The sequence below is a fragment of the Fulvimonas soli genome (assembly GCF_003148905.1).
In the GTDB taxonomy this organism is placed as follows: Bacteria; Pseudomonadota; Gammaproteobacteria; order Xanthomonadales; family Rhodanobacteraceae; genus Fulvimonas; species Fulvimonas soli.
This window is the reverse complement of sequence record NZ_QGHC01000007.1, coordinates 141,876-157,617: the sequence shown is the minus strand read 5'-3', so window position 1 is coordinate 157,617 and position 15,742 is coordinate 141,876. Positions and strand designations below refer to the sequence as shown.

Genomic DNA, 15,742 nt, shown 5'->3' with positions numbered 1-15,742 from the left:
CATGGCTTGGAAGGCATCACGGAAGTGGGCATGGATCGCGACGGCGGCCCTGCTGGCAGGGGCGGGCGCGGCACTGGCGCCGGTGCGCGAGGCGCGCGCGGAGGCGCCGGCCATCCCCGACGCGGTCAACATGTACGTCGGCCAGGCGCTGGTGCAGAGCGCGCCCGGTCCGCTCAAGCGCGTGGCGGTGGGCGACGGCAAGCTGCTCGAGGTCAAGGCGCTCGGCAGCCGCGAGCTGGTGCTGATCGCGCAGAAGCCGGGCGACACCTCGCTGCAGCTGTGGATGCAGGACGGCAGCCAGCGTAGCGTGGCGGTGCACGTGGGCGTGGGCAACAGCGACCAGGCCGCCGAGCTGGTGAAACGGCTGCTGGAGCGCAGCCCGGCGATCTCGGTGAACAGCGTGGCCGGCAGCGTGGTGCTGACCGGCAGCAACCTGTCGCCGGCGGACATGGCGCAGGTGGCGGCGATCAAGAAGCTCTACCCGCAGGTGGTCGACTTCACCACCGCCAACGCGGTGGAGATGAAGCCGATGGTGATGATGCAGGTGCGCATCATGGAGTTCGACAAGAAGGCCATGAACGAGATCGGCATCAAGTGGGACACCATGATCGACGGCCCGAGCGGCGGCCTGGTGCACGACTGGCAGACCAATCCGTACTACCGGATCACCTCCGGCGGCTTCGCCGGCACCTTCCCCGGCGGCGGCGACGGCCTGCCGCTGCGGGTGCCGGGCACGGCCTCCTACTTCGGCATCACCACCTCGATCACCTCCAAGATCAACCTGATGATGCAGACCGGCAACGCCTGGGAGCTGGCCACGCCCCAGCTCGCCGCGCGCAGCGGCGGCGTGGCCGACTTCCTGGTCGGCGGCGAGGTGCCGATCCCGATCACCCAGGCCTTCGGCGAGACCACGGTCGAGTACAAGCAGTACGGCATCAAGCTGCACATCGAGCCGGTGGTGAACAGCCAGGGCGACATCGCCACCAACCTGGAGACCGAGATCAGCCGCATCGATCCCAGCATCAACGTGCAGGGCTATCCCGGCTTCATCACCCGCCGCGCCAGCGCCGAGGTGAACGTGCACGAGGGACAGACCATCGTGATCTCCGGGCTGGTGGATGCCACCGCCTCCAAGACCTTCGACAAGGTGCCGGGGCTGGGGCAGATCCCGATCCTCGGGGCGCTGTTCCGCTCGCGCAACTTCCAGAGCAACCGCACCGACCTGGTGATCTTCGTCACGCCCGTGGTGGTCGATGCCGATTCGCCGTCCAACCGCGCGCTGATCGAGAAGAGCGACCACCTGCGCGACGACATGCGCAAGACGGCCGGCGCGGACGTGGTGGACTAGGAGCCTGTTCATGGTCTCCCCATGCCCCGCGTCGTCATCGAGTGGCCGCCAGGCGGTAGGGCGTGGCGCCGGCTTGCCTGGCCGGCAGGCCAAGCCACGCGCTGCCGCCTGGCGGCCACTCGGTGACAGCCCTCCGGGCCGGGGTTGTTTGCCCGCAGGCCCGCGTCATCACTCAGTCGTGGACGGACGTCCACTCCTCGCTCCCCCAAGCCGGCGCCATCCATGGCGCCTCCCCGCGTTCCTTCGTTCTTCCTTGGCCTGCGCGCAAACAGCTCCCGGCGCGGGGCATGGGGAGACCATGGACAGGCTCTAAGGCAGAGGCAAGACGATGTTCGAGGTACTGATCGAGACCCCCAACCGCGACCCGCGCCAGGTGCGCTGCCTGCACGAGACCTGCGGCATCGGCCGCGGCGAGGACAACCTGGTCGTGCTGCAGGGCTGGAACATCGCCCGCGAGCACGCGATGCTGCGCATCCGCAACGGCGGCGTGTTCGTGGAGGTGCTGGGCGGGCGCGCGCCGGTGACGGTGAATGGCACGCGCGTGCAGAACGAGCACGGCCCGCTGCACCGGGCCGACATCGTGGCGATCGGCGACTACCGCCTGCGCGTGCTGGTGGACCAGGCCGCCGCGCCGATCCAGGTGCCGCGCCAGGCCGCCAACGCCTCGGGCGATTCGACGCGGGCGCCAACACCCTGGCCCGAAGCGGGCGCCGGCAACGCCGTGGTGAACCTTCCCGCTCCGCGCACCTCGCCGGACATGCTCGAATGGCGCCAGCGCGTGCACCAGTCGCTGGTCAAGCAGATGGACCTGCGCCGCGTCGACGTGCGCGGCATGAGCGACGAGGAGCTGCGCGAGAAGACCGCGGCGCTGATCGAGGAGATCATCGACCGCGAGTTCGCCGCCGCGCTGCCCAAGTCGATCAGCCGCCGCCGCCTGGCCAAGGAGGTGCTGGACGAGGCGATCGGCCTGGGCCCGCTGGAGGACCTGCTCGCCGACGACAGCGTCACCGAGATCATGGTCAACCGCGCCGACGAGATCTTCATCGAGCGCGCCGGCCGCATCGAGCGCTCGCCGGTGATCTTCACCGGCGACAAGGCGGTGCTGGCGGCGATCGAGCGCATCGTCGCGCCGCTGGGGCGGCGCATCGACGAAAGCTCGCCGATGGTGGACGCGCGCCTTCCGGACGGCTCGCGCGTCAACGCGGTGATCGCGCCGGTGGCGTTGCGCGGTCCCAGCATCAGCATCCGCAAGTTCAGCAAGCGCAAGCTCACCGGCCAGGACCTGCTGCAGTTCGGCTCGATCAACGAGCCGATGCTGGAGTTCCTGCAGGTGGCGGTGCGCGAGCGCAAGAACATCGTGGTCACCGGCGGCACCGGCTCGGGCAAGACCACGCTGCTCAACATCCTGTCCAACTTCATCCCGGACGAGGAGCGCATCGTCACCATCGAGGACGCCGCCGAGCTGCGCCTGAGCCAGCCCAACCTGGTGGCGATGGAAGCGCGCCCGCCCAACCTGGAAGGGCGCGGCCAGATCACCATCCGCGACCTGGTGCGCAACGCGCTGCGCATGCGTCCCGACCGCATCGTGGTCGGCGAGTGCCGTGGCGGCGAGGCGCTGGACATGCTGCAGGCGATGAACACCGGCCACGAGGGCTCGCTGACCACGGCGCACGCCAACTCGCCGCGCGACGCGCTGTCGCGCCTGGAAGTGATGGTGCTGATGTCGAGCATGGACCTGCCGATGACGGTGGTGCGCGAGCAGATCGCCTCGGCGGTGGACCTGATCATCCACCAGCGGCGCTTCCCGTGCGGCTCGCGCAAGATCACCCACATCTGCGAGGTGACCGGCGTGGAAAGCGGCACCATCCAGACCCAGGACCTGTTCGTGTTCCGCGCCCGCGACCAGGGCGGCGAGGGCGGCCGGGTGCGCGGCCGCTTCACCGCCACCGGCGCGGTGCCGGAGTTCTACGAGGAGCTGGCCGAGCGCGGCGTGCCGGTGGACCTGTCGATCTTCCAGCCGGACGGCGAAGCATGAACGGCAACCTCGTCGCCGTCGCCGCGGTGGTGTTCCTGAGCGTGACGCTCGCCGGCTTCCTGCTCGCGCGCGGCGCGGTGGTGTTCTGGGGGCGCTACCAGAACACCTTCACCGAGCAGGCGCGCTTCAACCTCGCCGACATGTTCCTGTTCATCGACCCGGCCAACCTGTGGCGCGCCAACGCCGTGGCGCTGGTGGCCGTGCCGCTGCTGCTGTGGCTGGCCACCGGCAACCTGCTGCTGGTGGTGCTGGCGCTGGTGCTGGTGGCGGTGCTGCCCAAGAAAGTCTACGCATGGCTCAAGCAGCGCCGCATCGACCGCATCCAGCAGCAGCTGCCCGACGGCCTGATGATGGTGGCCGGCAGCATGCGCGCCGGCCTCGGTTTCACCCCGGCGCTGGAGAGCCTGGCGCGCGACGTCGAGCCCCCGCTGGCGCAGGAGTTCGCGCTGGTGCTGCGCGAGCAGCGCATGGGCGTGAAGCTGGAGGAGGCGCTCGGCCACTTCAACGACCGCGTGCCGGTGCAGGACGTCACGCTGTTCGTCTCCGCGGTGAGCATCTCGCGCGAGATCGGCGGCAACCTGGCCGAGAGCATGGCCTCCCTCTCCGACACGCTGCGGCGCCGCCTGATCATGGAGGGCAAGGTGAAGTCGCTGACCGCGCAGGGCCGGCTGCAGGGCATCGTGATGGCGATGATGCCGGTCGGGCTGATCGCCTTCCTGAGCTTCGCCTACCCGGAAACGATGCACGACCTGTACCACACGCCGATGGGCTGGGCGGTGATGGGCGTGGCCGCGGTGATGGAGTACCTGGGCTACCGCATGTGCCGCAAGATCACGAGCATCGACATATGAGCGTCGCCGTCGTCCTGCTCGCCCTCAGCGTGGCCGGCTGCGTGGCGCTGGCGTTCTGGGCCGTCTACGGCTTCATGCGCGAGGTGCCGGAGGCCGACCGCCACTACCAGGACCCGTTGCCGTTCGGCCTGCGCCTGCTGTGGCCGCTGGTGAACGCGGCCACCTACGTGCTGGGGCCGCGGCTGAAGCCCGACAAGCTGGAGAAGGCGCACCGCGAGCTGCAGACCGCGGGGCAGGACTTCGTGCTCAGCCCCGAGCAGCTGTACGGCCTGCGCGTGGTCGCCGCGCTGCTCGCGGCGGCGTTCTTCTGGCTGCTGCTCGCCATGCTCGGCAAGGGCGGCGCGATGCTGTACCTGCTGATGCTGGCCTTCGGCGCGGTGCTGGGCTGGTTCTACCCCACGCTGTGGCTGAGCGAGCGGCGCAACCGCCGCCGCCGGCAGGTGATCAAGGACCTGCCGGTGTACCTGGACTTCATCACCATGGCGGTGGAGGCCGGGCTCAACATCACCGGCGGTATCGAGCAGGCCACGCAGAAGGGGCCGAGCGGTCCGCTGGCGCAGGAGTTCGCGCGGCTGCTGCGCGACGTGCGCTCGGGCCTGCCGCGCGCGGAGGCGCTGCGGCGCATGTCCGAGCGCATGGACATGTCGCAGATCTCCAGCTTCACCGGCACGCTGATCCAGGCCGACCGCGTGGGCGCCAGCCTGGGCGCCACGCTGCGCGCGCAGGCCGCGCAGCGGCGCGAGGAGCGCTTCCTGCGCGCCGAGAAGCTCGCGCTGGAGGCGCCGGTGAAGATGATGCTGCCGCTGGTGATGTTCTTCTTCCCATTGATCTTCCTGGTGCTGGCGTACTTCATCTACTTGCGCATGAAGCAGGAGGGGATCCTGTGAGGCGCGGCGTGATCCTGCGCGGCGGCGTGCCCATCGTGCCGCTGGCCTGGCGCGCCGACCGCCCGTGGAGCCGCATGCGCGGCCTGCTCGGCCGCGCGCGGCTGGCCGACGGCGCGCGGCAGGCCCTGTGGCTGGTGCCCTGCGGCAGCGTGCACACGGCCGGCATGGGCTATCCGCTGGACATCGTCTTTCTCGATCGCGGCGGGCGCGTGCTCGACTGCTGCGAAGGCGTGCGGCCCTGGCGCATGCGCCTGGGCCGTGGCGCGCACCAGACCGTGGAAATGGCGCCCGGCGGCATCGCCGCGCTCGGGCCCGTGCGTGGGGAGGAATGGCAATGGCTCAGAAGCGAACCGTGAGGCCGCGATGCGCGGCCGTCCTGCTGCTGCTCGCGCTCGGCGGCTGCGCCTCCGCGCCCCGCCACCGGGACCCGGCCGCGGTGCTGGCGCTGGAACGGCAGGCCGCCGCCGCCTACGAGCAGGGCGACATGACGCAGGCGCTCTACCGCTACCGCGACCTGCTGCGCGACCTGCCCGACGACGACGGCGTCTGGTTCCGCCTGGGCAACATCTACGCGAAGCTGGACCAGCCGCAGGATGCGATCGAGGCCTACCAGCGGGTGCTGCAGCACGACGGCTCGAACGCCAAGGCCTGGCACAACCTGGGCGTGATGCTGGTGCGCCAGGCGCAGGCCGCGTTCGCGCAGAGCGCGCAGGCCGCCAGGCACGACGACGCGCTGCGCGACGACAGCCTGGCGATGGCGGGCGACCTGGCCAGGCTGGGCCGGTCCGCGGCCACGGGCAGGAAGGCCGCCCCCGCCGAGGCGCCGCCGGCTCCCGCCGAGCGGGCAAGAGGCGCGGGAGCCTCGCCATGAACGCGCGCCGTCGCCAGCGCGGGCAGAGCCTGGTCGAGACCATCGTGGTGATCCCGGTGTTCGGCGCGCTGCTGCTGGGCATCTTCCAGGCCATCCTGTTCTACCGCGCCAAGGCAGTCGTCGACTACGCGGCACTCGAGGCCGCGCGCAGCGGTGCCACCGGGTTCGCCGAGACGGATGCGCTGCGCGCCGGCCTGATCCGCGGCCTGCTGCCGCTGTACAGCCACAGCGCGGACAACGAGGGGCTGGCCCGTGCCTACCTGGATGCGCAGGTCGACGTGCGCGCCGGCGCCGCCGACATCGACGTCGTCAGCCCGACCCGCGCGGCATTCGACGACTGGAAGGTCAAGCAGTTCGACGGCACCGAGGCAATCCCCAACGACAGCCTGCCGTTCCGGTCCGCCGGCACCGGCTCGCGCAGCGGCATGACGGTACAGGACGCCAACCTGCTGAAGATCCGCGTCACCTACAAGTACCCGCTGATCGTGCCGGTGATCGATCGCCTGATCGGCAGGCTCGACCCGGTGCGTTCGCTGGCCAAGGGGCACGAGGTCTACAGCCTTGACATCGAATCCCAGGCGATCGTGCGCATGCAAACGCCGATCCGCGACCGCAACCTGCTGGCCGATGCCGCTGCGCATGGGGGTGGCGGTGACGATTCCGGGGGCGGTGGCGCTGGCGACACCGGTGGCGGCACCGGCGGAGGGGGTGGAGATAGCGGCAGCGGGGATGGAAGCGGCGGCGATGGAGACGCGGGCGGTGGTGCGGGTGGCGGAGGCGACCAGGGTGGAGGCGACAACGGGGGCGGCGATGGCGGCGGCGGTGGCGATCATCCGGTATGCACGTCATGAATCGATGGCTCATGGCTAGGAAGCTCCGCCGGCTGGCGGCTCTTGCGGTGGTCGCCTGGTGCCTGGCTGGGGTACCGGTCCACGCACAGGAGGTGCAATTCAGGAGCATGCCACCGTCCACCTGGCAGCTGGCCGAGGCGGCGGAAGGCGTCGTGATGGGCGGGACGCCCGGGGCAAAACCCTCCATCCAGATCATCTTCGATGCCAACTGTCCGTATTGCGCACGGCTATACGCGCTGTTGCGGCAAGAGGCCCGCGGCATCGCCGTACGCTGGGTGCCGATCGCCTACTTCCGCGAAGACAGTGCGCGTCTCGCGGCGGCGATCCTGCACGCCGGCGACCCGCGCGCCGCGCTGGACGCCAATTTCCGCCAGTACGACTTCCATGCCCATCATGGCGGATACCGAGTGCCGGCAGGGGCGACGCAGGGCTTGCAGGCGTCCAACCTGGCCCTGCAGCGCCAGTGGCGAAACTGGGGCGGCTATACGCCGATGTACCTGGTGAGGGACTCGCACGGCGCGACTCTGCTCACGGGTGGAGCGGCGCCCGACATTGTGCGGAGCGTGCTGGGCAGGGCCGCCGGGCCGCTGAAATCCTACGGTGGAGAGTCTCCGACGGAAGGAAGGAAATGAAGATGGGCGTGTCTACGCTGGATGGACCCGGAAAAACGGGATGGAACGCCGACGGCGGGAGGGCGGCGATGCTGCGGCGGCTCATGGCACTTCTCGCGATGCTGGTGCTCTGTACTGCCCTGCCGGTGCGGGCCGCGGCGCAACAGCAATGCGCGCAGCCACGCAATCTGTGCGCAGACCCGCAGATGTGCTTCATGACGCAGAAAGCGCAGGACGACTGGGCAGACGCGCACAACTGCACCTTCATCACCATGCAGATGCTGGAAGCGGCCGATCCGGACGGCAGCTCCGCCACCCACGAGGCCGTGCTCGGTTATCTGAACAAGTTCGCCAGGGAATATGCAGTGAACACACCCGCGCGCATGGCCCATTTCCTGTCCCAGATCGGCCACGAGAGCGGTTTCCAGGCCACCACCGAGTCGCTCAGCTACAGTGCCAAGCGCATGCACCAGATCTTCGGCTGCAAGGGCGGGCCGAAGAACTACAGCGCGGCGCAGGACGACTGCACCAAGGGCAGGTTGCGGGACAAGCTCTGGACGCAGCAGTCGGACTACGAGCACAACGCCGAAAACCTGGGCAACTACGTCTACGCCAACCGCAATGGCAATGGCGACGAAGCCAGCGGCGACGGCTACAAATACCGGGGGCGCGGCCTGATCCAGCTTACCGGCAGGACCAATTATCAGGGCTTCCAGGACCGGCACAACGCGCTCAACCCGGACGACCAGCAGTCCTTCATCGATCATCCCGAACTGGTCGCCGACAATACGGAATACGCCGTAGAATCGGCCTTCTATTTCTGGGATGCCCACGGCATCAACGCAACCGCCGACACCGGCACCGTCAAGGACGTCACCGAGGCCGTCAATGGCGGGACCAACGGCTACGACGACCGCAAGAAGCGATACAACGCGGTGGCCTGTCTGCTCGGTGCCACGCAGGAGACATGAGAGTGTTCAATCGAGTATGCCTGTGGCTGTTCCTCGGCGCGGCGCCGATGGCCGCATCGGCGTCCGTTTCCACGCCGGCGTGCCCCAAGGCGGATGCCGCCCATCAGGTCTACGCTTCGGGGGTCTATGCCGATGGCGTCGTCGCTTTCGAGCCGTCGTCCGATGCCGACTATCCGGTCGATGTGGTGCTGTATCGCGCGACGAACGGCGCATGCAGCAAGTCGAGGATCGACAGGTATTCGTTCGAGGGCGCGCCACCGAAAGTGGAGGCGGCGTTTCCCTATCCCTTGCGCGGCCAGCCGCGCCTGTTCGTCATCGTCTCGTGGGCGGTCAACCACCGCGGCGAGGGGACCTACGGCACGCTGTACCAGGTCTATGCCTATGGGCAGGACGGCAAGGGCGGCCTGGTCCCCGACAAGACCATCGCGAACAGCGACGCCATGACGGGCGTCGAGGGACAGGCGGATGGCGAGCCGACGCATTTTTCCGGCAAGACGCCAGCGGAAGTGCGCAAGCTGGTGGATGCGATGAAGAACTAGAGTCGCTGCCGCCGTCTGCGTGGGTCGGAAGGGCAGTGCGCCAGAAGAATTTGTCGCGTGCCGCGGCGGTTTCCGCGCCTCCGCCCCAAGCCTTTCGGCGGCAGTGATGCAATCATCTTCGGAGACAACGAGATGAGGCATTCCTTTCTCGATGCTCGCCCCGCGAAGGCCAGGCGCCGCGACCGAGCCTTGCCGAGCACCACGCCCGATGAAACGGCTGCCCCGAAACCTGCCCTTGCTCCGGTGCGCCGGCTGGCACGGATGCGGGCCCTGCTTCTCCAAGCCGCATTCGTGGCGGTTCTGTGCGTGGCACCGCCCGTCGCGCGGGCTGCCGACATGCCGCCCGTGCGCCAGGACGCCGTGCTGACCGGCGACGCCATCCAGGGCGCCATGACCGAGACGATCTATCTCGACGGCGACCGCGCGCGCATCGATTTCGAGGCGGGCCCGAAGCTCCGCGGGCGATGGTTGAGCGACGGCCGGCACAGCTGGCTGCAGCGGGAACCGTCGCGGGCGTGGCTGCCCGCGGACGGCTTCCGCATCGGCCGCGTCGTCCGCCTGGACCCGCAACGGCCCTGCTGGCAGGCGGACCTGTCCTGCGCTCCCGCGGACGGCCGCACGGTCGCCGGCCGACCGGCGAAGGGCTGGCGCTACCGCCATGCCGGGCAGGAGGGTCCGATGGGCACCGACAGCGGCGAGTTCTGGCTCGACGCCGAAACGGGTCTGCTGCTTGCCTTCAGGGGGCGCGACCTGGGCGGGCACGACTACCGCATGGAGACCGTTGCGCTGGCCTTCGGGCCGCTCGATCCTTCACTGTTCGAGCGCGAGCGCGCCGGCGAACCGGCGGTCAGCAGGTAGCCGGCACCGTGCCGCGCAAGTGGTCCATGGACGGCGTGCCTGGCGAAGGGCGCACTGGCCCGACAGGAGCCGCCGAACCCAGCTGGCCGATATGGGCCCCGTCGACATTCGGAACCAAGGGGTCAAACCGGCGGCATTCCTGCCGATAGCTTCCGACGGGCTGGGCCGCGTCCGGCCGGCCGCGTCAAAAATGTGACGCCCATCGCAAATCCGGCGGTTGCGCCGGCGTAAGCCGTCAAGCAGGTCCCCTCGGCCGCCGATAGGCAGACCGAGAGCTTCCGAAGTGGAGCTGGAGGGCATGGCCATGAGGCGAATCGTTGCGGTGGCGGGGATGTTGGCGTTGGCCATGGCCGCACCGCTGGCGCATGCGGACGGAGGGAGCATCGGTTTCAGCGGCGCCATCGTCGAACCCACCTGCAGCGTCGGGGCCGGACGCATCAACGAGGCGCAGAACCTGGGCGCACGGCACTACCGCTGCACCGAACAGGCCGATGCCACTCCCGGCCAGGCCGCACAGTCCTACGTACTGTCGGTCACGGAGGGGAGCGCGCTGTCCTCCGACCGCTTGATCGGCTACTTCGCCGGTTACTTGAATGCCGAGCCGAAGCTGGTCACGCAGACCTACGAATGAGCCGGCTCACGGATAGCTGATGGTGAAGGTGGCCGTCGCGGTCAGGTTGCCCGGGGTGACCGACGCGGCGGTCGCGTAGTAGCGGGCGTAGTAGGTGAGGTTGTAGAGCCCGCTGGGCGTGGTGCCTACCGTGACGGGGTGGGCGAAGACGACGGTGGGCGACAGGCTGCTGTCCACCAGTTGCACGCCGACGTTCCTGGCCGTGCCGGCGGTGGGGATGATCACGCCGTTCGCGCCGGAGAACGACTGGGCGGTGTCGAATTGGATCGCCATCGTGCGCCCGGCTGCGCTGCTGGGACAGTTCAGCCCAATCGTGAAGGCCGTGGCGCCGGCCGTGGCGCCGGTGCCGGCGAGCGCGGTGTTGGACACCGTGGGCAGCGTCACCGCGATGTTCGGCGTGGTCACCGTGCAGCTTGGCGCCACGAACGTCACGGAGTTGGCGAGGACGAAATCCTCCGCGCGCAGGTTGGTGCGGCGGCCGCCGTATTGCCAATAGCCCAGCGTGCCGGCGTTGAGCGTCGCACCGCTCGTGATCGGGCCGGTCTTGACCAACTGCAGGGCCGAGCCGACCGAGAGTTCGTAGGTGCCCGAATCGATCGAGTCGTAGCCCCAGGGCGGCAGGTAGTAGCTCGAGTCCGGATGCAGGATGCGGTAGCCGACGCCCGAGACGCCGGTGGGATAGATCGTCGAGCTGCCGCTCGGCTGCGAACCCACCAGATTGATGACACCGATGGTGGTGCTGCCCGAGCAGGAGACCTGAGTGGTGTTTGGGCTGGGCGAGACGACCGGCGAGGTGGCCAGCACCGTACCTACCGCCGCGTTCGGATCGAGCGTGATGGGCGAGCTGATCGTCATTCTGACGGTCTCCGTGCCACCGGACATCGTGCAGCTCGCCAGCGTCGCCTTGGGCCAAAGCACCAGCAGCAGAGTGAGCAGGCAGGCGTAGCGCAGCGGTTTCATGAGCGGCTTCCGTCGGCGACAGGCGTGCAGGTCGCCTCGATCTTCTCGTAAGTCTGCGCCTGGCCCTTGGCCGGCGCGGACAGCTGGTAGGGGAACGCGCAGCGCATCGGCTGGCCGTCCTCGGCGCTCCAGCGCACGGTGAGCCGGCCGCTGTCCTTCACGCCGCGCAGCAGGATGCGCCCGGCCTGGCCGACCACGCCCACGGACTGTTCCTGCGCGTCCACCACCTCGGCGCCGAACGGCAGCGGCCTGCCGTCGGCGCGGCGCACGCGCGCGATGGCCGTGCGGCCGCTCTCGGTCTTGAACTTGAGCAGCACCACCGCGCCCGCGTGCGGCGCGACCTGCGCGCTGGTGGCCTCCAGCTGCACCGTCAGCGGCAGGCCCTTGGGGTCGAGCTGGATGGTGTTGAGGTTGTACGGCGTCAGGTAGGGCACCAGCGCGTGGCCGAAGTGGTCGACGCGCACGCCGGCCGCGTTGACGACGCGCGCGCCGCTCGCCTGCGGGGCCTCGACCACGGCGATGGTGTCGCCGGTCGGCTGGCCGAACACGACGCCGCCGGCGTACGCCACCACGGCGCCGGCCACGCCCAGCGAGGCCTGCGAATAGCCGCTGCCCGCGCCGACGCTGCCGTTGAACTGCGCGTAGGGGCTGCGGTAGCCGGCGTAGACGGTGCCGGCGTTGCCGCCGCTGCTGCCGCCGTTGCCGACGCCGTTGTCGTGCGAGACGGTGGCGCCGTAGTTGAACTGGTTGTCCACGCCCAGCGTGCCGTTCACCGTGGCCTGGTCCAGCGTGTGGCCGCTGTTGTCGTGGGTGAGGCTGCCGCCGAACATCGGCGCGTGCACGCTGTCGCCCAGCGGCAGCGTGAAGCTCACGAACAGCTCGTTGCTCATGCGCGAGTAGGCGTTGCGCGTGCGCGTGGCCGAGACGGTGTAGCTCAGCCGGCGGAAGGTGTTGTTGTAGCCGGCCTGGAACTGCACGTCGGTGCCCTTGCGGTTCCAGTAGTCGATCGCCGAGCCGGTGACGTAGAGCGAGCCGCCGCGCTGGCCCAGCCGCTGGTTCAGGCTGATGTCGAAGCGGCTGCGCTGGCGGTCGAGCTGGCTGGTGTAGGTGGCGAAGGCGCCCTGGTTGACGCCCTGCAGCGCACGCAGCTGGTCCGGCGTCAGCAGGTTGGAGACGGCCACGCCGTCGATGGTGGTCAGCGTGGCCGGGTCCACGTAGCGGTAGCCGTTGGCGATGTCGCGCATGGTCATCGCGTCGCGCAGGCCGAGGTAGCCGCTGGTGGAGTAGCGGTAGGTGGCCAGGGTCAGCGAGGTGTCGGTGTCCGGCAGGATCTTGCTGTAGCTCAGGCGCAGGCTCTGGCCGTTCTGCGTCGACTGGCCGGGGATCTCGGTGCGCGCGTCGGTCAGGTCCACCGCCAGCGCGCCGTACCGGGTGTTGAGGGCGGTGCCGACCTGGACGGCGCCGTAGCCGTTCAGCGCCACCACGCCGGCGTAGCCGGTCAGCAGGTTGGTGAAGCCGTGCTGGATCGTGCCCTGCACGATGGCCGGGTGCGCGTGGATCGAGGCGTCGTGCAGCTCGCCGGCCGCCACCGCGAAGCGGCTGAGCCCGGGACGCAGCAGCTGCGGCACCGAGGCATAGGGCACGGCGAAGCTGCGCACGCGGCCGTCGGCCTCGGTCACCGCCACTTCGAGGTCGCCGCCGTAGCCGGTGGGATAGAGGTCCGAGATGACGAACGGCCCCGGCGCCACCGTGGTCTCGTACAGCACGATGCCGTTCTGGCGGATGGTCACCTTGGCGTTCGTCTCCGCCACGCCGCGCACGGTGGGCGCGTAGCCGCGCAGCGAGTCGGGCAGCATGCGGTCGTCGGTGGCCAGCTGCGCGCCGCGGATGCTCACGCTGTCGAACAGGTCGCCGCTGGTGTAGGAGTCGCCCAGGGTGAGCTGCGCGCGCAGCGAGGGCAGGTCGCGGCGCACGTAGGTGTCGATGCTCTGCCAGTGGTGGCTCGAACGGGTGCCGGCGGAACCGGACTGCATCACGAAGGTGGAATCCTGGCGCAGGTGCCAGGGGCCCGCGTTGAGGCCGGCGTTGAAGCCCGCGAAGGTCGAGGTCTGGGTGACGCCGTTGCTGCGGTTGCGGTAGCTGTTGACGTTGTAGTTGAGCAGCGCCGCGGGCACGCCGGCGTCCCAGTTCTCGGGGCTGACGTAGCCGCGCGCCCGCGCGCCCAGCCAGGCCTGCGGGATGCTCACGTCCAGCCGCAGGTTGGGCTGGTCGAAGCTCGCCGTGGCGGCCGGGATCAGCTCGCCGATCGGCGCGCAGCCGTTCGGGTCGGCCAGCCTGGCCTGCTGCTCGGCCGACAGCTTCTGCAGCGGCAGGCCCAGCTGCTCGAACAGCGCCTTGTTCAGGCAGGGGACGGCGGACGCATCCGGCCGCGGCGCGGCGAAGCGCACGTCGGCGCGGCCCACCCAGCCGTTGTTGAGGAAGATGTCGGTGCGGTACACGCCCGGCAGCACCAGGTTGCCGCGCTCGAAGCGCGAGAGGTCGCTGGTGTTGCTGCCGGCGCCCGGCAGCAGGTTGCGGTCGAAGCTGGCGTCGGCGCCGGACGAGGCGTCGGCGCCGGTCGCGGCCGGCGTGGCCGCGGCGGCGTCGGCCGCGCGGGACGGCGCGTGCCAGCCGAGCAGCGCGCCGGCGATCGCCATGCACAGCAGCGCGCGGGCACCCACGGCCTGGCCGTGGACGTCCGTGCGGCCGTGCGTGGCGCGCACGGCGTTCACGGCGCGACCGTGCCCTTGAAGCTGACGGCCGCGCCGAAGTCGTTGATCGCGGTGTACGTGACGGCGCTGCCGGGCGCCGGCTTCTGCGCCGCGTCATGCAGCGGCAGGCGCAGGTCGGAGAGCGGCGCGACCATGCCGATCTCGGCCGTGGCGTTGCGGCCGCCCGCGGCGACGGACAGCTCGGAGATCGTGACGTGGTACGGCGTGGGGTTGTGCGCTTCGAGCGCATAGCCCTTGCCGTCGGCCACGACCTTCCAGGCCAGCTCGCCCGGCGCCTTGAGCGGGTCGCCCGGCAGGCCGGCCGGACGGTAGAAAAGCTTCAGCCGCGAACGCAGCGCCAGCTGCAGGATGTTCTGCCCTTCGGTCTGCGGGCCGGTGGGCTTCGGGGGGACTTCGAGCACGTTGAGCCAGAACAGCGATTCCCGGTCGGCCGGGAGCTGCTCGTGGGTGAAGACGATGCGCAGGCTCTGCTCCTTCTTCGCCTCCATGCGGAACAGCGGGGGCGTGATCAGGAACGGCACGTCGACCGATTCGGGCGTGGAATGCACGTCGCCGCGGTCGATCCAGGACTCCACCAGCACCGGGTGGTCGTTGTCGTTGGTCAGGCGGACGGTGACTTCCCCGTCCTTGGCCGGGAACACCACGCGGGTGCCGCCGATCAGCACGTTGGCTTGCGCGTGGGGAACGCCCAGGCACAGGGCCAGCAGGCCCGCGCCCAGGGCGCAGACGAACCTTTTCATGGGAGCTTCCTCGGTGGGATCAGGGGCCGCCGAGCTGGTCGCAAGGGCGCCGGGACCGTGGGTTCCGGCGCCCTGTCGACTTACTGGTAAAGCATCGTGAACTGCACGCTGGTCGACACGGAGCCGGCGCCGGCGGCGGCGGTCGCGTAGTACTGGGCGTAGTAGTTCAGCGTGCCGGCGCCGCTGGCCAGGGTGGCCTGCTGGGAGTTCTGCGAACCCGGGGCGCCGGCCAGGTTGATGGAGCTGAAGTCGTTGTTCAGCAGCTCGACTTCCACGCCGGTGGCGGTGCCGGAGGCGTTCTTCAGATGCCCGTCGGACAGCACGGTCGGGCCCGGCTCGAAGAAGGTGGTGGCCTTGGTCAGCGAGCCGCAGCCGGTCAGCGCGATGCTGAACGGGGTGCGGCCGGCGACGGCGCCGGCGGCGTTCAGCGACGTGGTCGACACGGTCGGCAGCGCGACGTCGATGGTGGCCGGGCCGTTGTCGCCGTTGATCTTGCAGGTGGACGAGTTGACGGTGCCGGTGATGTTGATGGTGCCGTCCACGGCGGAGGCCGTGCGCGGAGCCAGGGCGACGATGCCAAGACCGGCGACCAGGGCAGTAGAAAGGAGAATCTTGTTCATACCGTGTCCTTCGAAACGTGTGGTTGGTCAAGCGGATTTCGACGCGCTCCCGGACAAGCAGGCCATGGCCTCCGACTGCGTCTGTACTGGGCCCGACGCCCGACACTTTTCTGTGTTGTCGGATACCCCGAGTCGCTCCCCGGGCCTAAAGCAACCCTCGTGCCATGTGGCGCGATGAGTGGCTATGGGCTTGAATTG

16 protein-coding genes are annotated in these 15,742 nt (G+C 69.7%); 12 read left to right on the top strand and 4 right to left on the bottom strand.

The annotated features are described in order from the left end of the window. The first annotated feature begins 1 nt into the window (after position 1). From C7456_RS10755 to C7456_RS10700, 12 genes are all read left to right on the top strand, one after another. Positions 2 to 1,348: a type II and III secretion system protein family protein gene (locus C7456_RS10755; protein ID WP_109723752.1), complete on the top strand. Its 1,347-nt coding sequence runs from the start codon at positions 2 to 4 to the stop codon at positions 1,346 to 1,348. A gap of 328 nt (positions 1,349 to 1,676) precedes the next feature. Continuing rightward, complete coding sequence (locus tag C7456_RS10750; RefSeq protein WP_109723751.1) at positions 1,677 to 3,383, top strand: TadA family conjugal transfer-associated ATPase; 1,707 nt, start codon at positions 1,677 to 1,679, stop codon at positions 3,381 to 3,383. After that, the gene (locus tag C7456_RS10745; protein ID WP_109723750.1) at positions 3,380 to 4,234 is read left to right on the top strand and encodes a type II secretion system F family protein; all 855 of its coding nucleotides are present in this window, start codon (positions 3,380 to 3,382) and stop codon (positions 4,232 to 4,234) included. Before C7456_RS10750 ends, C7456_RS10745 begins: the two co-directional genes overlap by 4 nt. Further along, positions 4,231 to 5,121: a type II secretion system F family protein gene (locus C7456_RS10740; protein ID WP_109723749.1), complete on the top strand. Its 891-nt coding sequence runs from the start codon at positions 4,231 to 4,233 to the stop codon at positions 5,119 to 5,121. Before C7456_RS10745 ends, C7456_RS10740 begins: the two co-directional genes overlap by 4 nt. Continuing rightward, the gene (locus C7456_RS10735; RefSeq protein ID WP_109723748.1) at positions 5,118 to 5,477 is read left to right on the top strand and encodes a DUF192 domain-containing protein; all 360 of its coding nucleotides are present in this window, start codon (positions 5,118 to 5,120) and stop codon (positions 5,475 to 5,477) included. Before C7456_RS10740 ends, C7456_RS10735 begins: the two co-directional genes overlap by 4 nt. Then, positions 5,474 to 5,992: a tetratricopeptide repeat protein gene (locus C7456_RS10730; protein ID WP_170120203.1), complete on the top strand. Its 519-nt coding sequence runs from the start codon at positions 5,474 to 5,476 to the stop codon at positions 5,990 to 5,992. Before C7456_RS10735 ends, C7456_RS10730 begins: the two co-directional genes overlap by 4 nt. Then, positions 5,989 to 6,843 carry a TadE/TadG family type IV pilus assembly protein gene (locus tag C7456_RS10725; RefSeq protein WP_109723746.1) on the top strand — a complete coding sequence of 285 codons (855 nt, stop codon included), beginning with the start codon at positions 5,989 to 5,991 and terminating at the stop codon, positions 6,841 to 6,843. The genes C7456_RS10730 and C7456_RS10725 overlap by 4 nt, the downstream gene beginning before the upstream one ends. A 107-nt stretch (positions 6,844 to 6,950) precedes the next feature. Continuing rightward, positions 6,951 to 7,475, top strand: coding sequence for a thioredoxin domain-containing protein (locus C7456_RS10720; protein WP_139942826.1), 525 nt, complete (start codon positions 6,951 to 6,953; stop codon positions 7,473 to 7,475). Next, positions 7,472 to 8,425, top strand: coding sequence for a glycoside hydrolase family 19 protein (locus C7456_RS17340; RefSeq protein ID WP_211306310.1), 954 nt, complete (start codon positions 7,472 to 7,474; stop codon positions 8,423 to 8,425). Before C7456_RS10720 ends, C7456_RS17340 begins: the two co-directional genes overlap by 4 nt. Next, entirely contained in the window at positions 8,422 to 8,964 is a 543-nt protein-coding gene (locus tag C7456_RS10710) for a hypothetical protein (RefSeq protein ID WP_139942825.1), read from the top strand. Before C7456_RS17340 ends, C7456_RS10710 begins: the two co-directional genes overlap by 4 nt. A gap of 57 nt (positions 8,965 to 9,021) precedes the next feature. After that, entirely contained in the window at positions 9,022 to 9,822 is an 801-nt protein-coding gene (locus tag C7456_RS10705; RefSeq protein WP_139942824.1) for a hypothetical protein, read from the top strand. 304 nt (positions 9,823 to 10,126) lie between these two features. Further along, entirely contained in the window at positions 10,127 to 10,453 is a 327-nt protein-coding gene (locus tag C7456_RS10700) for a hypothetical protein (RefSeq protein WP_139942823.1), read from the top strand. Between the two features lie 6 nt (positions 10,454 to 10,459). On the opposite strand, the gene C7456_RS10695 is transcribed toward C7456_RS10700, so the two are convergent. The 4 genes from C7456_RS10695 to C7456_RS10680 form a co-directional block, all read right to left on the bottom strand. Further along, positions 10,460 to 11,413, bottom strand: coding sequence for a fimbrial protein (locus C7456_RS10695; protein ID WP_109723741.1), 954 nt, complete (start codon positions 11,411 to 11,413; stop codon positions 10,460 to 10,462). Continuing rightward, positions 11,410 to 14,184 carry a fimbria/pilus outer membrane usher protein gene (locus C7456_RS10690; protein WP_109723740.1) on the bottom strand — a complete coding sequence of 925 codons (2,775 nt, stop codon included), beginning with the start codon at positions 14,182 to 14,184 and terminating at the stop codon, positions 11,410 to 11,412. The genes C7456_RS10695 and C7456_RS10690 overlap by 4 nt, the downstream gene beginning before the upstream one ends. Further along, a complete protein-coding gene (locus C7456_RS10685) occupies positions 14,181 to 14,924 on the bottom strand; it encodes a fimbrial biogenesis chaperone (RefSeq protein WP_109723739.1) in 744 nt (247 codons plus the stop codon). The genes C7456_RS10690 and C7456_RS10685 overlap by 4 nt, the downstream gene beginning before the upstream one ends. An 80-nt stretch (positions 14,925 to 15,004) precedes the next feature. After that, on the bottom strand, positions 15,005 to 15,544 hold the full coding sequence (locus C7456_RS10680) for a fimbrial protein (protein WP_109723738.1): 540 nt from the start codon (positions 15,542 to 15,544) through the stop codon (positions 15,005 to 15,007). Between the last annotated feature and the right edge of the window lie 198 nt (positions 15,545 to 15,742).